The sequence below is a fragment of the Cupriavidus phytohabitans genome, assembly GCF_017815025.1.
In the GTDB taxonomy this organism is placed as follows: domain Bacteria; phylum Pseudomonadota; class Gammaproteobacteria; order Burkholderiales; family Burkholderiaceae; genus Cupriavidus.
Genome location: NZ_JAGIQB010000003.1, coordinates 206,480 through 231,303, shown reverse-complemented (window position 1 = coordinate 231,303; position 24,824 = coordinate 206,480). Strand labels below are relative to the sequence as shown.

At 65.0% G+C, this 24,824-nt stretch carries 23 protein-coding genes; 3 read left to right on the top strand and 20 right to left on the bottom strand.

Annotation, left to right across the window (positions count from 1 at the left end; all coding sequences use genetic code 11):
• The first annotated feature begins 147 nt into the window (after positions 1–147).
• Positions 148–1,335, top strand: coding sequence for a glycosyltransferase family 87 protein (locus J8I34_RS03510; protein WP_209805338.1), 1,188 nt, complete (start codon positions 148–150; stop codon positions 1,333–1,335).
• 208 nt (positions 1,336–1,543) lie between these two features.
• Here the strand turns inward: J8I34_RS03510 and J8I34_RS03505 are convergent, their stop codons facing one another.
• The 15 genes from J8I34_RS03505 to J8I34_RS03435 all read right to left on the bottom strand — a co-directional run bounded on the left by J8I34_RS03505 (position 1,544) and on the right by J8I34_RS03435 (position 15,232).
• Positions 1,544–2,329 (bottom strand): metallophosphoesterase, encoded by a 786-nt coding sequence (locus J8I34_RS03505; RefSeq protein ID WP_209805337.1) that lies wholly within the window; start codon positions 2,327–2,329, stop codon positions 1,544–1,546.
• A gap of 216 nt (positions 2,330–2,545) precedes the next feature.
• The gene (locus J8I34_RS03500; protein WP_209805336.1) at positions 2,546–3,517 is read right to left on the bottom strand and encodes a type II secretion system F family protein; all 972 of its coding nucleotides are present in this window, start codon (positions 3,515–3,517) and stop codon (positions 2,546–2,548) included.
• Between the two features lie 47 nt (positions 3,518–3,564).
• Positions 3,565–4,542, bottom strand: coding sequence for a type II secretion system F family protein (locus J8I34_RS03495; RefSeq protein WP_209805335.1), 978 nt, complete (start codon positions 4,540–4,542; stop codon positions 3,565–3,567).
• A gap of 42 nt (positions 4,543–4,584) precedes the next feature.
• Positions 4,585–5,949 carry a TadA family conjugal transfer-associated ATPase gene (locus J8I34_RS03490; RefSeq protein ID WP_209805334.1) on the bottom strand — a complete coding sequence of 455 codons (1,365 nt, stop codon included), beginning with the start codon at positions 5,947–5,949 and terminating at the stop codon, positions 4,585–4,587.
• A 34-nt stretch (positions 5,950–5,983) separates the two neighbouring features.
• A complete protein-coding gene (locus J8I34_RS03485; protein WP_209773345.1) occupies positions 5,984–7,180 on the bottom strand; it encodes a CpaE/TadZ family protein in 1,197 nt (398 codons plus the stop codon).
• Positions 7,181–7,202: 22 nt separating this feature from the next.
• On the bottom strand, positions 7,203–7,661 hold the full coding sequence (locus J8I34_RS03480) for a TadE/TadG family type IV pilus assembly protein (protein ID WP_029045779.1): 459 nt from the start codon (positions 7,659–7,661) through the stop codon (positions 7,203–7,205).
• Entirely contained in the window at positions 7,658–8,185 is a 528-nt protein-coding gene (locus J8I34_RS03475; protein ID WP_029045778.1) for a TadE/TadG family type IV pilus assembly protein, read from the bottom strand. The genes J8I34_RS03480 and J8I34_RS03475 overlap by 4 nt, the downstream gene beginning before the upstream one ends.
• A gap of 9 nt (positions 8,186–8,194) precedes the next feature.
• The gene (locus J8I34_RS03470; protein ID WP_209805333.1) at positions 8,195–9,457 is read right to left on the bottom strand and encodes a pilus assembly protein TadG-related protein; all 1,263 of its coding nucleotides are present in this window, start codon (positions 9,455–9,457) and stop codon (positions 8,195–8,197) included.
• Between the two features lie 25 nt (positions 9,458–9,482).
• Positions 9,483–9,821 (bottom strand): hypothetical protein, encoded by a 339-nt coding sequence (locus J8I34_RS03465; RefSeq protein ID WP_029045776.1) that lies wholly within the window; start codon positions 9,819–9,821, stop codon positions 9,483–9,485.
• A gap of 26 nt (positions 9,822–9,847) precedes the next feature.
• A complete protein-coding gene (locus J8I34_RS03460; RefSeq protein ID WP_209805332.1) occupies positions 9,848–11,737 on the bottom strand; it encodes a type II and III secretion system protein family protein in 1,890 nt (629 codons plus the stop codon).
• A 66-nt stretch (positions 11,738–11,803) separates the two neighbouring features.
• A complete protein-coding gene (cpaB, locus tag J8I34_RS03455; RefSeq protein ID WP_029045774.1) occupies positions 11,804–12,646 on the bottom strand; it encodes a Flp pilus assembly protein CpaB in 843 nt (280 codons plus the stop codon).
• A gap of 50 nt (positions 12,647–12,696) precedes the next feature.
• Entirely contained in the window at positions 12,697–14,115 is a 1,419-nt protein-coding gene (locus J8I34_RS03450; protein WP_209805331.1) for an ATP-binding protein, read from the bottom strand.
• Positions 14,116–14,191: 76 nt separating this feature from the next.
• Positions 14,192–14,725 carry an A24 family peptidase gene (locus tag J8I34_RS03445; RefSeq protein WP_209805330.1) on the bottom strand — a complete coding sequence of 178 codons (534 nt, stop codon included), beginning with the start codon at positions 14,723–14,725 and terminating at the stop codon, positions 14,192–14,194.
• Between the two features lie 56 nt (positions 14,726–14,781).
• Complete coding sequence (locus J8I34_RS03440) at positions 14,782–14,958, bottom strand: Flp family type IVb pilin (protein WP_051320367.1); 177 nt, start codon at positions 14,956–14,958, stop codon at positions 14,782–14,784.
• Between the two features lie 88 nt (positions 14,959–15,046).
• Positions 15,047–15,232: a Flp family type IVb pilin gene (locus tag J8I34_RS03435; protein ID WP_029045770.1), complete on the bottom strand. Its 186-nt coding sequence runs from the start codon at positions 15,230–15,232 to the stop codon at positions 15,047–15,049.
• 1,164 nt (positions 15,233–16,396) lie between these two features.
• Between J8I34_RS03435 and J8I34_RS03430 the strand changes: the two genes are divergently transcribed.
• Positions 16,397–17,407, top strand: a complete 1,011-nt coding sequence (locus tag J8I34_RS03430) for a glycosyltransferase family 2 protein (RefSeq protein ID WP_029045769.1) — start codon at positions 16,397–16,399, stop codon at positions 17,405–17,407.
• A 209-nt stretch (positions 17,408–17,616) separates the two neighbouring features.
• On the opposite strand, the gene J8I34_RS03425 is transcribed toward J8I34_RS03430, so the two are convergent.
• Together J8I34_RS03425 and J8I34_RS03420 are read right to left on the bottom strand one after the other, a co-directional pair.
• The gene (locus tag J8I34_RS03425) at positions 17,617–18,993 is read right to left on the bottom strand and encodes a sigma-54 dependent transcriptional regulator (RefSeq protein WP_029045768.1); all 1,377 of its coding nucleotides are present in this window, start codon (positions 18,991–18,993) and stop codon (positions 17,617–17,619) included.
• 1,274 nt (positions 18,994–20,267) lie between these two features.
• Entirely contained in the window at positions 20,268–21,236 is a 969-nt protein-coding gene (locus J8I34_RS03420; RefSeq protein ID WP_209805329.1) for a LysR substrate-binding domain-containing protein, read from the bottom strand.
• Positions 21,237–21,314: 78 nt separating this feature from the next.
• Between J8I34_RS03420 and J8I34_RS03415 the strand changes: the two genes are divergently transcribed.
• Complete coding sequence (locus J8I34_RS03415) at positions 21,315–22,595, top strand: MFS transporter (protein ID WP_371748035.1); 1,281 nt, start codon at positions 21,315–21,317, stop codon at positions 22,593–22,595.
• A gap of 24 nt (positions 22,596–22,619) precedes the next feature.
• Here the strand turns inward: J8I34_RS03415 and J8I34_RS03410 are convergent, their stop codons facing one another.
• The 3 genes from J8I34_RS03410 to J8I34_RS03400 form a co-directional block, all read right to left on the bottom strand.
• Entirely contained in the window at positions 22,620–23,285 is a 666-nt protein-coding gene (locus J8I34_RS03410; RefSeq protein WP_209805327.1) for a methyltransferase family protein, read from the bottom strand.
• A gap of 137 nt (positions 23,286–23,422) precedes the next feature.
• On the bottom strand, positions 23,423–23,926 hold the full coding sequence (locus tag J8I34_RS03405) for a TPM domain-containing protein (RefSeq protein WP_209805326.1): 504 nt from the start codon (positions 23,924–23,926) through the stop codon (positions 23,423–23,425).
• Positions 23,927–23,943: 17 nt separating this feature from the next.
• Entirely contained in the window at positions 23,944–24,816 is an 873-nt protein-coding gene (locus tag J8I34_RS03400) for a TPM domain-containing protein (protein WP_209805325.1), read from the bottom strand.
• Positions 24,817–24,824 lie beyond the last annotated feature (8 nt).

Genomic DNA, 24,824 nt, shown 5'->3' with positions numbered 1-24,824 from the left:
AATGTGCGGACCCGCAGCGCTATTTTTTTAGTGCGGCTTCAAGTATAGGATCCGTCATTGACGTAGACCAATAGCTTGCGTGCATTGAAACGCGGAAATGAGGCTGCACGCTGTTCTCAGCGTGCAAGCCATAATTAGGGGGATGGAATGAAGGCGGGGCACTGGGTGACTTCCAAGCGTCTGGTTATCTACCCGGCGGCGATGCTGTTGGCGCAGCTTGTCGGGGTCTGCATCTGGCTAGTTGTGCATCGCCATGTGCCCGGCAACGAACCCCGCATGGCCTTTGCCAACGATTTCCGCGTATTCTGGGGCGCTTCGCACTTGGCGCTGGAGGGGCGTGCTGCCGATGCCTATGACATCAACCAGCTGTTCCCCGTTTTGCAGAGTGTGGATCCCGGCCTGGTACGGGTGCGGGCGTGGTTCCACTGGTTTTATCCTCCGAGCTTCCTGCTGGCAGTCCTGCCGCTTGCCCTACTACCCTACCTGCTGTCCTATGCCGCCTTCACCCTGAGCACGCTGGCCGGCTATGTCGCTATGCTCGCGCGCATTGCCAGGCCCTATCGGAGCGGCCTGCTGGCCCTTGCTTTTCCCCCGACGATACTGACTGCCTTCAACGGGCAAAATGCATTCCTGACGGCAACGCTGGCAGGCTGTGGATTGATGTTGCTGGAGCGGCGCCCCGTGGTGGCCGGCATTTGCATCGGTTTGCTGGCGATCAAGCCTCATTTGGCCATTTTGTTTCCTGTAGCGCTGCTTTGCGCGCGCGCATGGAAGACGATGTTTGCCGCTGCCGCCACCGCACTCTGCCTTTTCACCGCCAGCCTGCTGGTGCTTGGCGTTGATACGGCGTCCGGCTTCGTGCATAGCATTGGCATCGCCCGACAGCTAGCCATGGAGGGTGCGTTGCCCCTGGTAAAGATGCCAACGGTGTTTGGCGCCGCGCGCTTGCTGGGAGCAGAGGCATCGCTTGCCAATGGTATTCACTTTGCGGTGGCCCTTCTGGGCATGTTGGCTGTGGTGGTTGTGTGGCGCAAGCCCCAGCCATTGTATTTGCGAGCGTCGGTGCTGGTATTGGCCAGTCTGCTGGTCAGCCCGCATATGTTCGACTATGACCTCACCTGGCTGGCCCTGCCTATTGCGTGGATGGGCGTTCATGGCCTGCAATGGGGCTGGCTTCGCGGCGAGCGCGAACTGCTTGTGGTTGCCTGGTTTTCACCGCTGGTTTGCGAAGCTGGTGCCAGCGTCCTGTCGGTTCAGATGGGCCCATTAGTTGTCTTGACAATGCTGGGATTGCTTCTATGCCGGGCGCGGCTGTCGACCCTTCATAAGGTGTAGCCGCTTCGGCAAGTCCAACTACCCGGAATGTGTCAAGGAAGTTGTCGCGTCCGCCGCTATGCTGCTTGCCAGTATCCCCCGGCTCACGCGCGACTCGTCCCGGGTTCAGGTAAGCCGCTGGCGCTGGGTCCCGTTTGCGCCGTGGTTGCCGGATGCGGTGATCCCGTCGACACGGCTAATGCGGAAATGCGTAGGAGACTGCCCCCCGTCATACCTCCACCACGCAGCACCAGTCGAAGCGCTTGTTTTCCAGCTCGCCCGTGCGCCGGCTGACATAGCCCCGCGGATTGCACACCACGCGCGAATCGTCGATGCAATAGTCGAAACTGGTGTGGGTATGGCCATGGATCCACAGGTCCGCCTGCGCCACCAGGTCGGGCCGGCGTGACAGGAACCCGCCGGAGACCAGGTCATGCGAGTAGCGCGGGTCAAGACTGCCCAGGTCAGGGCCATGATGGGTGACCACCACGGTCTTGCCTTCGAAGGGTTGCGCCAGCTGCGCCGCCAGCCAGGCCGAAGCGGCCTCGTGGCGCGCCAGCGCGTCTTCCGGCATGAAATGGCGGGCCTTGCCGTCGCCGCCGCCGACTTCGATCAGCCTGTGGTCCAGCATCACGCCCGCGCAGGCCTGCATCGAATCCTCGCGCCGGTCGGCGCCGAACAGCGTGTAGTCCGTCCACCAGGTCGTGCCCACGATCCGCACGCGGCCACTGGCGCCGTCGAACTCCGCAACGGCGCCGTTGAGCACATGCATGCCGGGATATTCCGTGGCGGCTTCGGCCATCTGCCGGTCTACCGCATCGAAATTGCTCTCGTAATACTCGTGGTTGCCGGGGACATAGATGACGGGCTGCGCGAACGTGCGCGCGGCCCAGTCGATGCCGTCGCGGCCGTTGGCGATATCGCCCGCCAGCACAACGATGTCGGCATCGCAGCCGGGCACTTCTTGCGGCATGTTGTGCTCGATATGCAGGTCGCTCAGGATACGCAGTTTCATGGGAACTCCGGGGCGATTGGGTCTGGCTGCGTCCGCCGCGCCGGCGGCGGGGCAGTGAGTGGCATTCTTAAGAACCCTGGCGCCGCGGTCAAGTCCCTGGCTCGCACGCCCGCCACCAAAGCAAAAAAGCCCGGAACCAGGTCCGGGCAAGGGACTGTCTGGCCGGCGTTGCACCGGGAGACAGCCGGGGGAACCGTTCAGGGTTACCCGTGCGTCCTATCCTCCTTGTCCCGCCATGGTTGGCAACAGGACGCGATAGATCTGGATAAACGCCGGCCCCAGCAGCACCAGCAGCAGCGAGGGGAAGATGGTGAAGATCAGCGGGAACAGCAGCTTGAGCGCGATCTTGGCGGCCTGCTCCTCGGCGAGCATGCGGCGCTTGGTGCGCAGCATGTCCGACAGCACGCGCAGGGATTCGCCCAGGCTGGTGCCGAAGCGGTCGGCCTGGATCAGCATCGAGGCAAATTTGTCGACGTCTTCGACGCCGGTGCGCAGCGACAGGTTGGACAGCGCTTTTTCCTTGGAGAAGCCGGAGCGCAGTTCCAGCAGCATCAGCTGCAATTCATCGGCCATTACCGGGCAGCGCAGTGCAAGTTCGTCGGCGACGCGCATCAGCGCGGCGTCCAGGCCGAGGCCGGCTTCCACGCACACGGTCAGCAGGTCGATGACGTCGGGGAATTCCTCGAATACCTTGCGCTGCCGCTCGGCAACCTTCCGTGCCAGCACGACGTTGGGCAGGTAGTAGCCGATCGCACCCAGCAGCGCGAGCAGGGCCAACATCGTGTACTGGTCGTCGACCGCCCGACTGCCATTCAGCGCCAGCAGCCCGGTCATTGGCAGCACCACCGCCAGCACAGTCTTGGCGCCAAAGTACAGCGGTGCTGCACTGGCGCTGCGCCAGCCGGCGTTGGTGAAGCGCACGCGCAACTGTGAATTTTCCCAGCCTTCCTTGGGCAGGGACAGCCGCGACACCGGTTGTGCCCAGCGCACCAGTCTCTCGATCCAGGCCTGCTGCGGGCCGGGAGCGGAAGGCGTGCCTGCCTGGCCGGCGAGCTGCTCCACGCGTCCGTGCATGCGGTTTGGTGAGAACGCGTACATCACGGCAAGTACTGTGCCGAATGCCGCCACGAAGACCAGCGCGAGCACGACCAACTGCTCGGCGGGAATACCCCCGATGATGCCTTGCATGATTGACTCCCCTCAGGACCGTTGTGCCGCCGCGGCTTGTTGTTGTCTCATACACGGATGCGGATGATCTTGCGCATCCATATCACGCCGAACACCATCGACACCAGCGCGCCGCCGATCATGCGCCAGCCGATCGGGTCTTCCCACAGCACCTTCATGAAGCCGGGGTTGACCACCATGATCATGCCGCCAGTCGCGAACGGCAGCAGGCCGAGGATCCAGGCGGACAAGCGCCCTTCGGCAGAAAGCACGCGAATCTTGTCGAACAGCTTCAGCCGCTCGCGCACCATGTTGGCGATGGTGTCGAGGATCTCGGCCAGGTTGCCGCCGCTTTCGCGCTGGATCAGTACGGCGATGACAAAGTAGCGCAGGTCACCCACCGGCACACGGATTGCCAGGTTGGTCATGGCTTCGTCCAGCGCAACGCCATAGTTGATCTCTTCGAACGTGGTGCGGAACTCAGGGCCGATCGGGGCCTTGATCTCCTGGCCGACCATGCCCAGCGCACCGCTGAACGAATGCCCGGCGCGCAGCGAGCGGCTGATCATGTCGACGGCGTCCGGCAGTTGCTTTTCCATCTGCTGGAGCCGCCTGACCCGAAGCCGCATTACGTGCAGCACCGGCAGCAGCCCGGCCACGACGGCAATGGCCAGCACCACAGGCATCGGCACCGGCACCAGCGGGATCAGTGCCACCGTGCACAGCACCACAAGCGCGCAGTAGCCTAGCAGCTGCGATACCGACCAGGAGCTGCCGGACTGCTCCAGCCAGCGGTCCACCGAGCCGATGCGCGGCAACCGCATCAGCCACTGCTGCATCCGAGGAGAATCGCTCAGCAGCCGCTTCTTCAGGATCGACAGGCGTTCGGCACTGACATGCCCGCCCGCGGACAACGCACGCAGCCGCGCGTCGATACGCTTGGCGGCGGGGCCGTGGTAGTTGTTCCACCAGAGATAGAGGCCTTCGATGCAGAGCACCACCGCCGCGAACAGCATGATGCCGAAGGCATAGAAGATCGTGCTCATATGCGTCTCCCCCGAGAGAATGTGCCGCGTCGGTGGCGCGGATCACACTTCATAGCGATGCGCCGGATCGTAGGTTTCATCGGGCAGGCCCACGCCGAACACGCGCAGCCGCTCGGCAAACTTGGGGTACACCCCGGTGGCGCGGAAATGGCCGCGCACGGTGCCGTCCTTGTCCACGCCGGAGCGCTGGAAGGTAAATATCTCCTGCATGTTGATGATTTCGCCTTCCATGCCGGTGATCTCCGAGATGCTGATGATCTTGCGTCGCCCGTCGGTCATGCGTGCGGCCTGGACGATCACGGTGATGGCTGAAGAGATCTGCTGGCGAATTGCCTTGGCCGGCATGGTCAGGCCTGCCATGCTGACCATGTTCTCCAGGCGCGTCAGCGCGTCGCGCGGGGTATTGGCGTGGATGGTCGTCAGCGACCCCTCATGCCCGGTGTTCATCGCGTTGAGCATGTCCAGCGCCTCGCCGCCGCGCACCTCGCCCAGGATGATGCGGTCCGGGCGCATGCGCAGTGCGTTGCGCACCAGCGAGCGCTGCGTGATCTCGCCCTTGCCTTCGATGTTCGGCGGGCGGGTTTCGAGGCGCAGCACATGAGGCTGACGCAACTGCAGTTCGGCCGCGTCCTCGATCGTGACCACGCGCTCGTCCTCGGGGATGAAGCCGGACAGGATGTTCAGCAGCGTGGTCTTGCCGCTGCCGGTGCCGCCCGAGACCAGCACGTTGACCTTGGCATGCGCCAGCGCCTGCAGCATCTGGGCCATCGGCGGCGTCAGGCTCCTCAGGTTCACCAGGTCTGAAACCTGCAGCGGATTGACCGCGAAGCGGCGGATCGACAGCAGTGGCCCGTCGATCGCCGAGGGCGGGATGATGGCATTGACGCGCGAACCATCGGGCAGGCGCGCGTCGACCATCGGACTGGTCTCGTCGATGCGGCGCCCTACGCGCGACACGATCTTCTCGATGACCTTCATCAGATGGGCATCGTCGTAGAAGCCGATATCGGTGAGTTCCAGCTTGCCGCGCCGCTCGACATAGGTCTGCTTCGCTGTGTTGACCAGAATGTCGGACACGGTCGGATCCTGCAGCAGCGGCTCGAGCGGGCCGAAGCCGAACATCTCGTCATAGATGTCCGACGTCATCTGGCGGCGTTCCGTATCATTGATCAGGATGCGCTCTTCATCGATGATGGCGTCGATCAGCACCCCGATCTCCGTCTTCACCTGCTCCAGCGGATAGCGCGCGAGACGCTCGAGTTCGACCCGGTCCAGCACCGCGTCGTGGACGGTCTTCTTGAAATTCCGGTAGGCCTGCGTGGTGCCATGGCTGCGGGCGGGCGCGGCCTGGCCGTTCATTTGCAGCGGCGGGTGTTCCGGCAGGGAAAGCTGTTCGCGGATCGACATGATGGACTCCGGTTCGTGATGCGGTTCGGGCGGTTCAGGCGGCGGTCGACTTCGGGCGCAGGAAGAGCCTGGCCAGGGACGGCCTGGGCGGCTGCGCCCGCCGCTCGGTACCAGTACCCGCGGCAAGCGTGGCGCCGAGAGACAGCAGCGACTTGGCGATGGCGCTGCGCTTCTGTTCCTTGAGAACGGGCACGCCGTGGCCGATCGACTCATCCACCACGACAGGATCATCGGGCAACGCGTGGAAGATCTTCATGCCGAAGACTTCCTCCAGCTTGGCACGCGGCAACTCGTCGCGGCGGCCCTGGCGGTTCAGCAGGATGCGGATCTTGTCCTCGGTGTAGTGCAGCGCGCGCAGGATATCCAGCAGCCGCTTGCCGGTGCGGACATAGGGGATGCTGGGCTGCACGGTCACGCAGATGCTGTGGCTGCGGTCGAAGGCCGCAAGCGACAGTGGGGTGACCGACTGCCCGATGTCGATCAGGATGAAATCGTAGCGCGGGCTGACCACCGAAAGGATATGGTCGATCCTGTCCTTGCGGACCTCGTTGGCCTTGATCGGGTCGACAGCACCGGCCAGGATGTCGAATCCCTCATCGACGCGGGTCATGCAGGCATCGAGGAAGGTATCGTCCATGCGTTCCAGCTGCGAGCACACGTCCGGCAAGGTTGCTGGCGGCGTCTTGTCGGTGATCAGGAAGGCGGTGTCGCTGAACTGGGTGTTCAGGTCGATCAGCAGCACCCGCTTGCGCTCGCAGGCGCTCAGGGTGTAGGCCAGGTTGCCGGCGATAAAGCTGGTGCCGGCACCGCCCTTGCATGAAACCAGCGAGATCACGCGTGCTTCGTTGCGCTCCCTGGGCACGTGGTTTGACTCCAGCCGCCCGAGCGCCTCGCTCAGTTGGCCCTTGTCGAGCGGCCACGGCAGGATGTCGCGCACTCCGGCACGCAGTGCCCGGATCAGGACATCCGGCTGCTGCGCCGACGTCACCAGGATGCAGGGCAGGTCGGGATGCTGCTGGCGCAAGGCTTCGATGCCGAGCATCTGCGTGCCAGCGCGGAAGTCCTGGTCGAGGATGATCGCATCCGCGCTGCGCAGGTGGCTGCCATGCGTGCACAGCGCGGCGGGAGCATCCTGCAGCCGCATGATCTGGAAGGATCCACAGGCATCCGCCATACGCGAAAGCTCGCCCAATCTTTCAGCATCCTCGGAAACGATCAGAATTCTGAGCATGGTGTGCTCCTGGTTATGCGTGCTAATTGCAGATCTTGCCGCCGGTTGAGGAGTTCAGGCTTTCCCGCGGCAGCGTAGTCGTGAACGAAGGCATGGCCAGCGTGATTGGCACGACCGGAATAAAGGTCTTGACCGAGACGTTGGCCACGCTGACGGTGACCGAGCGGCACGTGCTGCGGGCAGCGTCGGCGTCGGCGTCGCAGCCGCTTGGCTCGTAGCCGATCTGGATATTGGTGGCCTGTAGCTTCGGCATCAGCTTGGTCATCCTCTCCTTGATGGTCGCGTCCTTGGCGTCGCACACTGCGGCGATGCGTGCGCCCAGCCGGGTCGCCTCGCCAGCGGTATTCCAGTAGAACAGCACGCGCGAGAATTCGGCAATGCCGATCAGCAGCATGAAGAAAATGCTGGCAACGATGGCGAACTCGATCGCGGTGGCGCCGGCCTCTTGCCGACACAAGCGGGTGGCTCGAAGCGAAGTCATAGCACTTGCCTCATCACTGTCGCGATATCGGAGAACGCGAGGTTGCCGACCTTGATGTAGGTCTGGATTGGCGAATATGCATAACCCGATATCTTTACCTCGACCAGGTTGATGGTGCCCGCCTGCACGCCCGAACTGTCGCCGTCCTCGTAGATGGGGACGTTGGCGAACTGCTTGCCGCCACAGCCGCTTGCGTCGACACGGTCGCAGACGACCACCATCGAGGTGCTGAGGCCTTTCACCAATACGTCGCCTTCGCAGACCGTCTTGCCATAGACGGCCATGCACTTTGCCTGCGCCACCGGATAGTTAGGCTCGCTGGGCGCATACTGCGACAGGAAGCGTGCGGCGTCGCGCGTGGCCTTGGTCAGGGCGTTGTACTGGTAGATGGCGCGGCCGTACTCCGCAACCCCGCTCACCAGCAGAAGCAACGGCACCAGGACCATTGCGAATTCCACAGCGACCACTCCGCGCCGATTGCGCCGATTGTGCTGACTGCGCCTGCGCTGTCTGCATCGCTCCATGATTCGCTCCTATTGCACCAGCACCGGCACGCGGGGACCAGAACCCGTATCAGAGCCAGGCACACCCTGTGTCGCGCAAGGGCTGGTGGGGTCGTTCGAATTGCCCAGATATTCGAGGTTAACCACATCCTTTGCGCTGGGCTCCTGCATTGGCTGCACCATCAGCATGCAGTTCCAGGAGACCACCTTGGCCAGCTTGGTCGAGGCGAATTCGGTGCAATCCACCATCGGTACATGAACCAGCCTGCGGTCAGCGCCGGCTTTGTGCACCGCCTGTGTCGATTCCGTGCCCTTGGTGGTCAAGCCGCTATTCGCGTCCGTCTGGTATGGCGCGTTGGCTCCTCGCTTCTGGATGAAGTCGGCGTAGGCGTTGCCGCCGTTCGGCGGATTCCATGTGGTGACGCTGTAGGCATAGCCGGTAAAGTCCGGCGTCCCGTCAGTCGGTCCCTTGTAAGAGCCGGTATAGATGCCGAAGCGGGTATTCCACGCCGCGATCAGCGACGCGATATCGCCTGGTTCACCAACTTTGGAACCCACTGCCGGCAGGTCGCACTGTCCGCTTCCGGCAAGCAGGCCCGCCAGCTCGGAAGCACCACCTCCCGGAGGCGACAGGTCAGCCCAGCCAAAACTGCCGGGGCCATACGGATCCTTCGGATCGACCTTGGATTTGATCCAATCGCCCTTGTTGTACGCAGTCTTTGGGGGATTCGAGGTGGGCGGCGTGCAGATATAGACCGGGATGGCACAGGCTGTCTGCGCGCTGGTTGTGGTGGCCACGGCCATTGCGTTCACGGTACTGGGCTGGATGTCGATGCCGGGCAGCAGGTTAAGGATCTGGATGAACCAGTGGGCAATATCCGTGCGCTCGGCGGTGCACTTGACGTACTTCACCTTGTCCAGCGCGTATGGCACGCTGTCCTTGGTGTAGTAGGTACCGTCAGGGGTGTCGCTGTACGAGACATTGAGATCCTTGACCATTTTCACTGCCTCGTTCTGGAACATGGCAGCATTGCTCGTGCCGGTGGCGAGGCCCGCCGCCTCCGACACGAGCAGGGGCGTGGCCCCCGTGACGTCGCGCGCGGCGGCCAGCGCGCAGGCATCGACGCTGTTCTGCAGCTCGCTCTTGGTCACATAGAGCTTGCCCAGGTCGAGCGCCAGCCCGACGAAGCCAATCAGAACGGCCAGCGACAGACCGACGATGATGGCGATTGCGCCACGCTGCCGCTTGCGCCAGGTCGTCCGTCGGCCCCGGTAGGTGGTAGGGCGTGACATATCGGCTCTCCGTGGTTTGCTCGGATCAGCGCGACCCGCCACCTGACATGCCGACGCCGCCGTAGCCGCTGGCGCCGAAGTCGATCGTCATGGAGGGCGAGCTGCCTTGCGTGCCGTTGGCCAGCGAACGGTCGAAGTTCCTCATCGCAGCCACCGCGGTCTTGCCGTCCGCACCCGTGACAGTGGGCAGCCCCGCAGGCGCATCGGGATTAATGATCTGCATTTGCGTGACCGTGGCGAGTGCGACGCCGCGCTGGCCGTCCCACACCGGCGTCGAGGTCATGCAGGCCGACAGCGTGAGGCAGGCCAGGCTGCCGAGCACCAGCGTGGTGGCGCCGCGCGAAAGGTTGGGCTTCTTGCTCATGATCGTTCTCCTGTGGGCGCGGCGGTTCAGTTGCCGCCCGCGGCGGTGCGCGTGGCGGTGCCGGTGGCTCGTGCCTGTGCCAGGCGCGCGGCGGTGGCTTCGATGCGGGCGATGCGCGCGGCGGTGTCCTCGGCAGGTGGTGCGGCGGCGATATTGCGAGCAGCTGGTTGGGCCGGTTCCGGCGCGCCGGAGCTCCGAGGCATCGCGGTCGCGGCTGCTTGCGCTCCTGACGATCCGGCAGTTGCCGGGGGGTCCAGCGGGCGGCCCGTCGGCACCATTGAGACCGACGTGGGCGTGCCCTCGCTGCGTGGCGCCGTCGGCGGCGTGACAGGTGCGGCGGCCGGCGCGGCAGGCTGCGAGGGGGCCGGCGCGGGCTGCGGCGCGGGCTTGCCACTGCCTTCCATATTGCCCATGAAGTACAGCGACAGCGGATTTGGCGTGGAGAAGCTGTCGGTCGGCAGCGGGTAGTTGTTGGTCGGCATCGGCTTGACCAGGCGCGGCGTGATGACGAACACCAGTTCGGTCAGGTCCTGCTGGTACTGCGTGCTGCGGAACAGCGTGCCCAGAACCGGCACCTCGCCAGCGCCAGGCAGCGCCTTGAGCGAGCCGCGCGCGCTGTCGGTCAGCAGCCCGCCGATAGCGAAGCTTTCGCCATCGCGCATCTGCACGGTGGTGGAGGCGCGGCGGGTGGTGATGACCGGCAGGATCGTCTGGCCTGCCAGCGTGCCGCCGCGGATCGTGGCACCCGTGGGCGACAGCTCGGACACTTCCGGCGACACCTTCAGGTGGATGCGGCCGTTTGCCAGTACGGTGGGCGTGAACTTCAGGCCCACGCCGAACTCTTCTTCCTGCAGCGTGACGGTGCCGGCCCCGTTCAGCACATTGGCCTGTGCCACCGGGATGTAGATCTTGCCGCCGGCGAGGAAGCTGGCCTCCTGGCCGCTGATGGTGACCAGGTTGGGCTCGGCCAGGATCTTGACCAGGCTGTCGTTTTTCTGCGCGTCGATGGCGAACTCGAACGGCAGGTTGTTGGCCTTGCTGCCGAAGATTGCCCCCGAAGCGCCGGTCAGCAACGACGTCACCACGCCACCCGTCCAGGAGCCGAAGCCGCCCTGCAGGTTGACCGCGGATCCCAGCTGGTTGAGCAGCGTCTTGGATACCTCGGCCACCTTCACTTCCAGCATCACCTGCTGCGGGCTGTCGACGGACAGCATGTTGAGCACGCCGCCTTTCTTGTCCCCGTTCTTGCCGTCGGTGCCTTGTGCCGCGTTGGCATACGCCTGGGCAATGTCCATCGCCTGCTGGGCCGACTGGGCATTGGTGACGCTGCCGGTCAGCACGAGGTTATCGGCAGCGGTCATCACCCGGATGCCAGGCTCCCCAGGCAGGAGCTGGGCGAGAGACGTCTGCAGGCCGCCGGCATCGGCATTGACCACGACGTTGATGATGGTGCAGGCGCCGCTGCGCCCTTGCACGATCATGTTTGTCGTGCCCACGCTGCGGCCCAGCACGTAGAGCGTCTGGGGCGACACCATGGTCGCCTGCACGACATTGGGATTGCCCAGCGTGCGGTTGCGCACCGGCTCCTGCAGCGAGATCAGCTGCGACTTGCCGACCGGCACCATCACGCTGGATTCGCTGCGGATCGCGCCGACGCAGTTGGGGCCGCGCGCGTCGGCGGCCGGCGCGGGTGCCTGCGCCGAGCTCTGGGCCACCGTGGTCGGGGCGCCTGGCGTCATGCTGATGGTCATCTGCATCGGTGCCGCGGGTGCCTTGGCGGCGGCCGGCGCAGTGGCCTTGGTCACGATGCCCGCCTCCATGGCGGCCTGCGCCGCGGCGGCCAGCGGGGTGAAGAGGATGGCGGCAAGCACCAGGGTACGGGTGCCGCCTGCGGCGTCGGATCTTTTCTGGTTCATTTTGAATCTCCCCCCGGAGAAGCGGTGATGCAGATCAGAATTCGTTGAACGTCGTGCGAGACGCGGTCAGAAGCATTCGACGCCGCCCTGCATGCCTGCCAGCACGCCGATGCAGTTGCCACGCGCGGGCTGCGCTGCGACCGTGCGGGTTTTCACCACGGTGCGTGTGGCCGTCTGGGTCACGACCTTGACGGCCGGCGCTTCGGGTGTCTTGCCCAGCAGCGTGCCCTTGGTGGCGCCGCCAGTGTTGATGTCCGCGACGTCCATCTGGTTGCGCAGCACCAGCGACAGCGTGCCGACACTGCGGGCCACGTCGAGCTTCTCGGCCTGCTCGGGCGTCACTTCCAGCGTGACGGCATTCACCACCTTGGGCTGGGTGTCGTCACGGCTGACCTGTTGCGCTACCGCCAGCACCAGGATCTTCTCCAGCACGATCTTGGAGATGTTGCTGTTCTGGGCGTTGCGCGCTTCTTCATTCGTGTTGACGATCACGTCGACGTAGTTGCCCGGCAGCGCGAAGCCGGCAACACCCACCACGTCGTTGACGCGAACCGTGATTGCGCGCTTGCCGTCATTGATGACCGCGGACAGTCCGCCCTTGGTGCCGATCGGCGCCAGCTTGGCATCGAGGACCGGCTCGCCGCGCTGGAGGCTGGTGCGGATCACGCGGCCCTCCAGTGCTTTCAGGTCCTGGAATGAACCGGGCGGAACGCTGCCTGCCGGCCAACTGACCAGCTGCAGCTGGCTGCCGTTGAGCGGTTGCCCCAGGTTCAGGTCGTTGGCGGCGACCACCACTTGCCTGACTGAGCTCGATGACTGCTGCACCAGCCATCGCGACGCCGACACCACTGCCGCCACGCCGGCGACCAGGGCAATCAGCAGCATCAGGATTGCGCGCATGTTTTTCATGATGACTCTCCCCAGAAATTCCGAATGGTGTCCGCGTTGGCTGCTACCGTTCAGCTCGCGGCGCGATGGTTGTCTGACCAGCGGCGGGCGCTACCTGCCTTTGGCATTCCTTCGGGCGAAGTGCGTAGCCCGTAGTAGCCCTGCCAGGCCGCCACCAGACCTTCCTCGGTAACTTGGGGCGCGGCGCCGTGGTAGTGCACGCCGGAGGCCACCAGGCGCAGCAGGTCTCGCGGGATGCAGGCGAACAGGGGCGTATCGCTGGCGTAGTGCAGGCTGTCGACAAGGAAGTCGAACACGGCTTCACTGCTGGCCAGTCCGTATTCGGCGGCCGTGCGCTGGTACACCTCGCGATAGTCGTCCACCGACAGCGCACCCACGTAGAGCTTGCTGCCGAGCCGGCGCAGGAAGGCATCGTCGCCGAGGGCCGCCGGTTCAAGGTTGCTCGAGAACACCGGCCAGACGTCGAACGGCACAGAGAAGCGCACGCCTGTCTGCAGCGTGAACATGTCGACGTTGCGGTCCAGCGGCACGATCCAGCGGTTCAGCAGGTCGGTGACGCCAACCAGCTGGCGGCCCAGGTCGTCGATGATGTAGATGCCGTTGTTCGCCTTCATGTGCGGCGGCGCCTGGTAGAAGCCGGCGACGGGGTCGTGGCGCAGGTCCAGCATGGACAGCGTCAGCTCTCCGCCGGACAGCACCACCGGGCGGTGGCAGAGGATCCAGCGGCGGTCCAGCGAACGGCGTGCCAGCGAGCCTTCGCTGTCATCGCAGGGAACATGGACCAGCGGGTCGAATACCTGGATGATTTCACCGGCCACGGTAATGGCATGCGGCACCGGCACCGCGCCCGGCAGCAGCATTCCCAGGCGCTGCGCCAGGTAGGTCTTGCCGCTGCCGGCGGGCCCGTAGATCATCAGGGCCCGGCAGGTATTCAGCGACATGCCGATGGCATCCAGCAGGTGGGCCGGGATCACCAGGTCATGGAAGGCCGCGGTGACGTCGGCCTTGGTCACCGATGCCTGGCCGACGGAGTGGCGCTTCACCGCCTGGACGTAAGCATCCAGCGTGACCGGCGCGGCGCCGACGTAGCTGCAGCGCGCCGAGGCTTCGGCCGCGCGGGCATAGCCGGCGTCCGTCAGCCGGAAGCGAACGTCCAGGTCGCTGGCGCCACGGTGGGCGATCTCCAGCAGTCGCTCGCGTACCGCAACGGCGGCGACCTCGTTGACCACGGTGCCCGGCAGTTTCAGCGTGTCAGTCAGCACAGCCAGCGTGACGGTGCGGTGCTGGTAAGCGGCCTTCATCAGCAGGCTCAGCAGCAATGCCACTTCCAGGCCGGTGTCGGCGATGGTGCGAGGCAGGACGTGCCAGGGGGACGGAGGCACCGTGCCGTGGTCGGGCTGGGTATTCCTGGCTGTCGCGACGGGTTCGATGTGCCGCGTGGCGAGATCCGTGTCGTGGTACTCATTCATTGCCTTCCCCCCGTTTGCTGATCTGGTGTCCTGGCGCTTCAAGGCGCGTCGTGCTGCTGCGCTGTCGTATTGGTTTTCATGTGCCGGCAAAGAGCATTGCAAGCGTGCCAGCGGCGATGGCGACGCCGTAGGGTATCGAGCCAGCGGATGCTTCAGCTTCAGGCTGAACCGGCCTCGCACGGCGTTGGATCGCCACGCTGAGCATGTAGCTCACCCTTGAGAAGGTCACCAGCGTTTGTCTGGTGATGAGAAGCTGCACCAGCGCCCACACGCCACCTATCACGCAGGTCGCAAGTGCAACGTTAACGACCATGGCCGCGCCAAGCCAGGCGCCCACGGCTGCCAGCAGCTTGACGTCGCCGGCGGCCATGCCGCGCAGCAGGTAGAAGGGCAGAAACAGGGCCAGGCCCACCAGCCAGCCATACAGCCATGCGAGCGAGCCGGTGGTGAGGCCATGAATGGTCATCTGCACTGGCAGCGCGGCGATCCAGGCGCCGAACGTCAGCCAGTTGGGAATGCGGCGCCGGTCCAGGTCGATGGCCGCGGCGGTCAGCACGATGCCGATCGTGGCAGGGCCTACGAGGGAGGCGAGTGCGGTGGCGGCTTGCATGGCGTATCGGCTTGAAGGTTGGGGGCGAGTTGTCAGAGAATTGCTAGGCGAATGCCTCATGGCATGCTAGTGGCGATCAGCTCGTACATTTCTTTCACTGCGCCGCTGACCTTGAACACCGATCCGATGATGGCCACCGCAATCAGCATGCCGAGCAGTGCGTATTCGATAGAGGAGACGCCTTGGTCGTCTTGCAACAGGTCCTTTACGATCATGTTGAACTTCGAGGACATGGCGTCTCCTGTGTCACTGATGAGGTTCGTACCGCAAGGCGTACGCATGCCCGTAAAGACGGTTATGCGTACACCCGTTGCGTGCTTATCAGCCGTTGGCGGTCTGGAGTTCCGAGCCGATCTTGTCGAAGGTCTTGTCCAACTCCGAGCCGACGAGCTTGACTGCGGCGATGATGACGACCGCAATCAGGGCCGCGATCAGGCCGTATTCGATGGCCGTCACGCCTTCTTCGTCGCGGATAAATTGCTTGAACATGGTGGTCAGGTTTTGCATGATTCACTCCTCTGTTTTGTGAACGTTCACTGCAGGCTGCGGAAAATCGGTTCAAGGGTGGGGCCGGCCTGAGATCTCAGCGCCGGCAATTACGACAACACGGCGGCGCGCAGATAGCACATGCATGGAAGGGCCAGCGCCCGGGACCGCCGCACACGCCCTGCGGGCTGCGCGCCTCCAGCCGGCGTTCGGCCGAAGCGTGCATGCAACGCGCTACGTGATGCGCATGGCCTGCGCGGGTCATGCAACGGAACGGCACGCTGCCGCCCATGCGGGCGGATGCGGCGTGACCAGCGTTCCAGTGCGTCAGCGCGAAATGGCGTGCGGCAGGCATGGCAAGATTCCCCGTATCGTTTTTTGGTTCTGATGCCGGCCAGTTGCTCCGGCATCTCGGCATTCGCCTTTGTGGCGGTGCCGGTGCCAGGACATAGGCAAGCGGCGGGCCAGCCAACGCGAAACCCTTGTGCCATAAGGCTTTCCGGGAAGCAGGGGTGATAAGGCGGCGGGCCGTCGGCACCGTATGCCGTGTTTTCACCGCGCTTCGTTGCCGGCGGGAAACGCAAGCCGCAAAGGCCATTTCGGATGAACCAACTAACGGATGAGGACGCAGGGCGCGCTGGCGGGCACCGCTTGTCAAATCAAAACAGCCGCTTCAACCAAAAGCATGATTTGGCAGGATTGGATGAGAGCGATACATACAGCGCTTGGCTGGGGCATTGCGGTGTTCGCCGACTGCGGCGCGGACGGCGCCGCCTGATGGATGAGGCAGCCAGACCGGCAGGCCAACGTTTCCGGATAGAAACGTCGACGCCTTCCGTGGCGTGCCTGGCATGTGTTGCAATGCCAGCCTGATCCCTTGCAACCCTTGTATTTACGCGGCTTACCGACCAGGTCGGCCGCATGATTCACGAAGGAAACGTTGCTCGCTCCGGCGCCGCCCGGGATGGCGATTCACGCGTTGCCGACGCTCGCGCCCCTTGCTTTCCGTTCGGTGCGCGACAAAACTGGGCCAGGAAGAATGGCTGCGCAACCCGCTATGCACAGCGGGGTGCCGCATGCACAAGACCAAAAAAACAGGGGGAAGATGTCGCATCGACAGCCGGTGTGGTTGCACACGCGCACGCCCCCTGATGCAGGTGTTGCCAGCATCGGAGGATCCAGGTCATGTCCAACTATGAAACCCAGCTCCTGTCATTGGTGGTGCCGTTCCACAACAACGGCGCTGCCACAGATGGCTTCCTTGCGCGCGTGCTGCCGATCCTGGAATCCCTGCACGCCACGCATTTCGAGATTGTCTGCATCAACGACGGTAGCACGGACGACACGCTGTCCAGGCTGGTCGAAGCAGCGCGCCGTGATGGCCGGATTCGCGTGATCGAGCTGACGCGCTGCTTTGGCAAGCAGGCGGCCCTGACTGCCGGCATGGACGAGGCACTCGGGGACGCCGTGATTCCGTTCGATGCGGACCTGCGTGATCCGCCAGAACTGATCCCGACGCTGGTCCAGTGCTGGCGACAAGGCGCGGAGGTTGTGCTTGCCCAATGCACGGGTCCCGGCAATGGCTCGTACCTGAAGCGGTTTGCCGGAGCCGTTTGCGACCGCTTGCACAACGCACTGTCAGACCTGAATATTCCCAGCAATGTGGGTGAATTCCGTCTGATGGATCGTGCGGTAGTGAATGCCATCAAGCAGCTCCCCGAAAGGCACCGCTTCATGAAGGGCCTGTTCTCCTGGGTGGGCTTCCATACCGTGATCGTGCCGTATCAGCGTGAACAGTGCCGTGCAGGCTTATCGAACGAGCAGCGAAGCGGGCGACGGAGGGCGACGCTGGCCGACATCGCCAGCTTTGGTTCGGTGCCGCTGCGTGGCTGGACGTACCTTGGCTCGTGCATCGCGCTGGTCTCGATCTGCTACGGCCTGTACATCGCCGCATATAGTGCAATGGGCGATGGGGACGTGCCCGGCGTTGCGCCGGTGATCGCGCTGCTGCTGTTTTTCAGCGGCGTGCAGCTGATTGGCATTGGCCTGGTTGGCCAATACATCGGGCGCATCTACGAGGAATCAAAAGGCAGGCCGATTTACCTGGTCAAGCGCCGCTACCAAACGCGCCGTCCGCAGCGCCGCGCAGGTGGGGACGGCAAGATCATTTCACTGGTGGCCGGCAAGCGCAGCTGACAGCCTGACCGAGGCCTGCACAGGGTGCCGCCGCCCCGCTTCGAGGGCGGTTATTTTCGGCAGGCAAGCATGCCGGGCCCCAGGCTGGCAACGCATGAATGGCACAATGCTGGCGGGATCGCAATCGACCCCGCCAGCAATGTCGAGAGGGATGAGTCGGGCGTGTGCGCGGAAGCTGATGATGCGATTGGCGCGGACAGTCTCCCGCCTCAGGTTCCCTGCACACACACTATCCCCATATTCCCCTTCTTCACCTGCAGCTTGTAATCCCGCATCAGCCTGAACAACGTCACCCGCGAAATCCCCAGTTCAGCGGCCACATCGATCAGCCGCTCGTGATTACGCTGCAGCGCCTCCACAATCGCATGCTGCTCGGCCTCCTCACGGATCGCCGCCAGCGTCTTGGGCCGTTCTTCGGCAGGCGTTGCCAGCTCGAGGTCCGCCGGCTGGATCACGCCGTCCTCGCACATCGCCGCCGCATGGCGGATGCGGTTGATCAGCTCGCGCACGTTGCCAGGCCAGTTGTGCTGCTGGATCGCGCGCAGCGCGGTCGGCGAGAAGCCGCGGATCCGGGCCGGCGACTGCTTGCGCACGCTTTCGAGCACGTGCTCGGCGATCAGCATGATGTCGCTGCCGCGTTCGCGCAGCGGTGGCTGGCGTACGCGCAGCACGCACAGGCGGTGATAGAGGTCGCCGCGGAAGCGTTCGGCGGCGATGGCGGCGTCGAGGTCGACGTGGGTTGCAGAGATGATGCGTACGTCGACTTCGATCGATTCGGTGCCGCCGAGGCGCTCGATGCGGCCGGTCTCCAGGAAGCGCAGCAGGCTGGTCTGGCTTTCCAGCGGCATGTCGCCGATTTCATCGAGGAACAGCGTGCCGCCCTGCGCCATCTCGATGCGGCCGGGCTTGCGCTTGGTGGCGCCGGTGAAGGCGCCGCGCTCGTAGCCGAACAGTTCGGACATCAGCAGCGTGGGCGGGATGGCGGCGCAGTTGACGGCGACGAAGGGCTTTTGCGCGCGTTCGCTGGCGCGGTGGATGGCCTGCGCGGCCAGTTCCTTGCCGGTGCCGGATTCGCCGGAGATCAGCACCGGGGTGTCCCAGCGCGAGACCTTCTCGATGCCGCGGAACAGCGTCTGCATGGCGGCACAGGTGCCGATCATGCCGTCCGGGCGCGAGCTGGCCGCCGCCCCCCGCACGGCGGGCCGTATCTGCGCCATGCCCTGGGCATGGCCGAGCGAGTGGGCCAGGTCGGCGGACTCGAACGGGGAGGTGTAGTAGTCGATGAAGTAGAGCCCGAGCAGGCGCCGTGCCGCTTCGCTCAGCGCGTCGCGGCTGGCGACGATGCCGATCCAGCCGAATTGCGGCTGGGCCAGCCAGGGTTCGAACGATTCCAGCTCGGCATCGCTGAAGCCGCTGTGCACGTCGAGCAACGCGGCGGCTGGCTGGCCGCTGTGGGCGAGCGCGAGCAGTTCCTGCAGGCTCGACGCGAAGCTGATCTTCCAGCCCCGTTGCGACAGGACCCTGCACAGCATGGCGTCGTGATGCTGCGAAAGATACAGCAGCGGGCGGTTGGCATACGCGCTCATACGATTTCCCCGGATTTCTTCTTATCTGACGAAGCCGGACGTGGCGGTTGCCACGTACCGGATTCGGTGGCCCTGAGGCCTGCGCCGTCGATGCATCATGGATGCCTCGCACCGGCGTGTTCCCCGAATTTTGTTCTTGCCGTCCCGCCGTTGCGCCGCGTAGTTGGCCGCTGCCGCGCCGATGTCGATGGCATCGGTCACGGCAGCGGCGTTTCTCCGCGCCTGCATGGCAGGCCGGTCAGCACCCCATTCTTCCAGACGCGCCGGCAAGCCGTGCGTCCGCGATCCCGTTTCGCCGCCCGGTGGTCCGGGCTGGCATGGGTTCTTCCGGGTTCCACGGGCCGCGCGCAAGCGCGCGGCCCGTGTCCCGCAAGACCTCCTCTAATCTTGTCGGCGGCCTCTGTAACGACCCGCCGATGCGGGCCAGTTCCTGCCGCGTGGCCCAACGCTTACAGCACCAGCCCGACGTCCCGCCCTGGGATGCGAGGGTCGTTCTGAAACTGACCTTCGGCGAACGCACGCCAGTATGTTTGCCGCTTCCGTTTCAGACTTCCCCTGTGTCGGGCTTCTGTTCGCGGGGACATAAGTGCGACGAACGTGCCAGTGCGTCATAAATCGTTGATTCAAAAAGAGAATCGAAAAAAACGAGAGTTTCTGTCGCCGCCGTGCTGTGAGAAAACGTTCCGATCCTGATACATCGCAGGCCTTGTTCATGTTGCAATGCAACATGAGTGCGCTTTTCCGTGCCAGGCATACATCACAGTTTTATGAGTCTGAGTGCCGAAAAGGCTACCTGAACGCATCTGGGGCCATCCGAAAGAGGGGAGGCGGTAAACCGGACGTTCGGGCGCCATGGCTCCGATGCTGCACGCAGCAACCCGTTCACCGGAGTTGCATTTTCTTTACACCGGCCCGGAGCTTTTTCAAGCGGCGCAGGTCTGCCAGGCCTCGACTGCCTCAGCCTTTTAGCGCTTTACAGCCGCGCGTAGCTGTGCTGGAAGGCTATGGCTACGGCCGTTGACACGCATTTGCACGGTTCCGCGCATGACGCTGCCGGCCCGGCCTCATCTTTTTGGATGGGTGGCGCAGGAGATCCATGCGTGCTGGCATGGGTGGCAAAATGGTTGCATCGATGAAACTCGGGGCGGTTTCCGATGCAATCGAAGGGCTCGTTCAGAGACACCACGCCGGCGTTGCGATCGCCAGTCAGTCGTTGAAATGCCTGGAGTTATCGAAAATGATTCGTATTGCCAACATCGGCGTACGAAACAATTTCATGAATGAAACTGCTGGGGTAGCCCGCCGACGGTGGGATGCGATTGCGTGGCCTCGCCGCGCACCTGCTCCTGCAGCCAGGCGTGGAAGGCATGGATCGCCTTTTCGCGCGGGTTGCCTTCGCGCCAGGTGACCCAGTAGTGCAGGCTGGATGGAATGCGGGTCGAGCCGATCTGCACGAGCTGGCCGCTGGACAGGTAATCGTGCGCCAGCTGCAAGCGTGCGGTGGCCAGGCCCAGGCCGGCCACGGCTGATTGCAGCATCAGTCCCGCATCCTGGAAGATTGGCCCGCGCTCGGGCTCGTCGCCCGGCAGGCCGGCCGCTTCCAGCCAGTCGCGCCACGGGCGCAGCGCAAAGCGCAGCATCGGCAGGCGTGGCACGTCGGCCAGCGTGAAGCCGGGGTAGCGCGCCAGCAGCGTCGGGCTGGCTACGGCGATGACGTGGTCCTCGATCAGGTTGTGGCACTCGAAGCCGGGCAGGTCCACGCGCTGATGCCAGATGCCCACGTCGACACTGTACGGGTCGGGCGGGGTGATCTCGGCGTGCAGCCGCAAGTGCAGGTCCAGTGACGGCACCTGGGTGTGCAGGCTGGGCAGCCGCCGGATCAGCCAGGCATTGGCCAGGTCCTCCATCACGCTGACCTGCAGCCGCACCACCGGCGGCGCGGCGCTGTTGCCGGCCTCGCGCAGCGCGCTTTCGATGCTGTCGAGCGCGGCGCGCACCTGTTCGGCCAGCCGCGCGCCCGCGCTGGTCGGCGTCATCTGGCTGCCGGTGCGCTGGAACAGCTTGCTGCCCAGGCTGGCTTCCAGCCCGCGGATATGGTGGCTGATGGCGCTGTGCGTAAGCGCCAGCTCCTCGGCCGCGCGCGAGAAGCTGCGGTGGCGCGTGGCCGCCTCCAGCGCACGCAACGCTTGCAGCGGGGGCAGGTGGACGGGGTGATCGGCGGGTTTGCCGGGGGATCTGGCCATGGCCGTCAAATTCTACTCACAATTGCCGCGGGTATGTTTCGTTGGCCTTGCACTGGAATGGGGACGACAATGCGGGCCATGACGACAACCTCTTCCACTTCTCCTGCTCTGTCTTCCGCCTCCGCGCCGACGCGGCAAGCCGGCGCTCGCTGGCGCGTGCTGGCCGTGTTTTCGCTGGGCTTCCTGGTGTCCTATGTGTTCCGCGGTGTCAACCTGGGCTTCGCGCCGCACCTGACGCGCGAACTGGGGCTCAATGCCGGTGACCTGGGCTTGCTCACCAGCTTCTATTTCCTGGGCTTTGCCTGTGCCCAGCTGCCCGCCGGCATCCTGCTGGACCGCTACGGCCCGCGCCGCACCGAGGCGGCGATGCTGCTGGCGGCGGTTGCCGGCTCGCTGGTGTTCGCACTGGCGCCGGGCATGGCGGGGCTGGCCGCCGGCCGGCTGCTGATCGGCGTGGGCGTGTCGGTGTGCCTGGGCGCCGCCATCCAGGCGCTGTCGATGTGGTTCCCGCTGTCGCGCATGCCGTTGCTCAACGGCGTGGTGATGGCGATCGGCGGGTTCGGCGCGGTGCTGGTTGGCACCCCGCTGTCGTGGCTGCTGTCGCTGACGGACTGGCGCATGGTCAGCGCCGGGCTGGCCGGAGTATCGCTGGCGATGGCGGCGCTGTTGTGGTTCGGCGTGCCCGACAAGCCGCGCGCCGGCAAGAAAAGCCTGCGCGAGCAACTGCGCGGCACGCGCCAGATCCTGGCCAGCGAGCGCTTCTGGCGCGTGGTACCGCTGACGCTGCTGAACCAGGGAGTATTCCTGGCCGTGCAGACGCTGTGGGTCGGTGCCTTCCTGCGCGATGTGCCGGGCTTCGATCCGGCCACCAGTGCGCGGCTGGTTTCGGTGATCGGCTTCGCGATGATGGCGGGCTGCGTGGGCTCGGGCTGGGCGGCGCGGCACCTCGAACGCCTCGGCGTCAGCCTATATGCCTTTGCGGGCATCGGCATGACCGGGTTTATCGTGGTGCAGGCGCTGTTGATGGCGCAGGTGCCGCTGCCGCCGGTGCTGCTGTGGGCGGCCTATGGCGTGTTCGGCTCCAGCGGCATCCTGACCTACGCGGTGCTGGCGCGCAGCTTCCCCGACGCGCTGATCGGGCGGGCCACCACGGCGCTGACGCTGACGGTGTTTCTGGCGACCTTTGCGTGCCAGGTCGGGGTGGGGTTCGTGCTGGACCTGTGGCCGTCCAGCGGTGGCCATTACCCCAAGGCGGCGCACATGACGGCGTGGGGCGGGCTGGTGGTGCTGCAGGTGCTGGCGGCGGTGTGGTATCTGATGGGCGCGCGGCGCGCACCCGCGGGTGTTGGTGCCCGCTGAGGCCTTCGCGAGCGGGCACAATGCTCAGTAGATGCCAGGCACAGCACGAAACCGGACTTTCTCGCGATACTCGCGGTATTCGGGGTCGTCGGACAGCAACGCCTCTTCCCGATTGATCCGCACGGCCTGAAGTGCATACAGGCCGGTGTAGACCAGCAGGTTTTGCAGGCCGAAGTTCGTGAGCAGGAAGCCGACGTCAGCGATGAGATAGCCAAGGTAGATCGGATGCCGCACGAACCGGTAAGCCCCGTGCGACACGATGCCGCGGTTGGCAGGCAATATCCCGAACGAGAAGCGCAGCGTCAGCTTGGCATAGATCTGCCATGTAATCCCGACAAGCTGCAGGCACGCGCCGACGATTTCCGGCACCAGGTGTTGCCCGGGTGCCAGCTGGATGCCAAGGAAATAGTAAGAAGCGCCCAACGAACACAGAACTGTGATCGGATTCCAATCCCGCTTTTTCGGCACCCGGACGAAGAGGGAAAGGCCGACCGTCAGGCAGCTTGCAATCACCAGCAGCAGCAAAGTGATGCGAGATGGATCGGCGAGCCACTGCCTGACTGCCGCGTAGGCGAACAGGCACAGCATGAGGGCGGTGGAGCATCTGAGGATCACCTCCAGGAGGACTTCCCGAAAGTTGAGCTTGGGTGTTGCGTCGGCCCGATCGTTCGCCGCCAGGATTTCTGACATGGTTTCCCCCGTCTATCCAGCGGACTCTTCGTTCCGCCGCGATGCCTGCTTGTGCACCAAGCGTAGCGTCATAGCCCCGGGGCGCCATATCGGGCAAAAGGATGTTTCGCCCGTGAACAGCTGCACGCGACGAATCCTTAGATCAAGATGGGCCGGTCATCCAGCTCATTGGGGTTGTGCCCGCCGTCCGACGGAAAATGGTTCGTCAGCAGCTCGTGGATGCGCGCCACCGTGACCAGCACCGGCGCCACCGACAGGTCCTGCTTCAGCCCATGTGCCAGTTCGTCGCACAGTTCGCGCCAGACCGCTGGCCCCACGCTGGCGTCGATGCCGCGGTCGGCCAGCAGCTCGACGGCGTGGTCGGCCAGGTTGATATAGAGCAGCACGCCGGTATGGTCGGCGGTGTTCCAGACTTCCAGCGCGCCGAACAGGAAGCGGGCGCGCTCGCGCGGGGTCACGCCGGCCCAGGCGTGGCCCAGCGGCAGGCTGGCTTCGATGACCACGCGGATTTCGCCGCGATGGCGCGACTCGCCGGCATGCACGGCCGCGTGGAGCTGCTGCTGGGCCTCGGCCGGGAAGTGCTTGCGCGCGGTGCCGGCGGTGGTGGCGAAATGGTGCAGGGCACGTCGGAGATGGGGCATGGTCGTCACTCCTTCTGTCACCAGTTGCCGGACGCGCCGCCGCCATCGAAGCCGCCGCCGCCTCCGCCGCTGAAGCCGCCACCGCCTCCACCGCCGCCGCCGAAACCGCCACCGAAGCCACCGCCGCGCCGTCCCCAGTCCTGCCCCATGCCGTAGCCGCCCAATCCGCCCAGGCCGCTGGCGATCACGTCGCGGCCGCGCCGGGTGGTGACGATCTGCGGCCCGCGCGACCGCAGCATGGCGCCGACAAAGAAAAACAGGATGATCGCCAGCGGGAACAGCACCGGCAGCCAGTCGGCCAGCCCGGAGGATTGTTGCGCCTTGCGCGGCTGCGGTCCGGCCAGGCCTTCCTTGTCAATGGTGGCCTGGATGGCGGAGATGCCGGCCGCCAGCCCGCCGTAGAAATCGTTCTGGCGGAAGTGCGGGGCCATCACGTCCTGCAGGATGCGCTTGGACATGGCATCGGTCAGCGACCCCTGCACGCCGCGCCCAACCTCGAGCCGCATCTTGCGCAAGCCCGGCGGATTGTTCTTGGCGATCAGCACGATCACGCCGTCGTCGATGCCCTTGCGCCCGGCGCGCCAGGCGTCGGCCACGCGGATGCTGTAGGCGTCGATGGGCTCGGGCTCGGTGGTCGGCACCATCAGCACGAAGATCTGGCTGCCGCGCTGCAGCTCGTATTCAGCGAGCACGTTTTCCAGCGCGGTGCGCTGCTGGGCGCTCAGCGTGCCGGTCAGGTCGGTGACGCGCTGGGTCAGCGGCGGCACCGGGACGAAGCCGTCGGCCGCCAGCGCCGGCGCGCACAGCCATGCCGCCAGCCACAGCAGCAGCGCTGCCAGGCCGGTGCGCCAGGAAGACGGCTGCGGTGAACGGCCGACGGTCAGGCCCATGGCCGCTG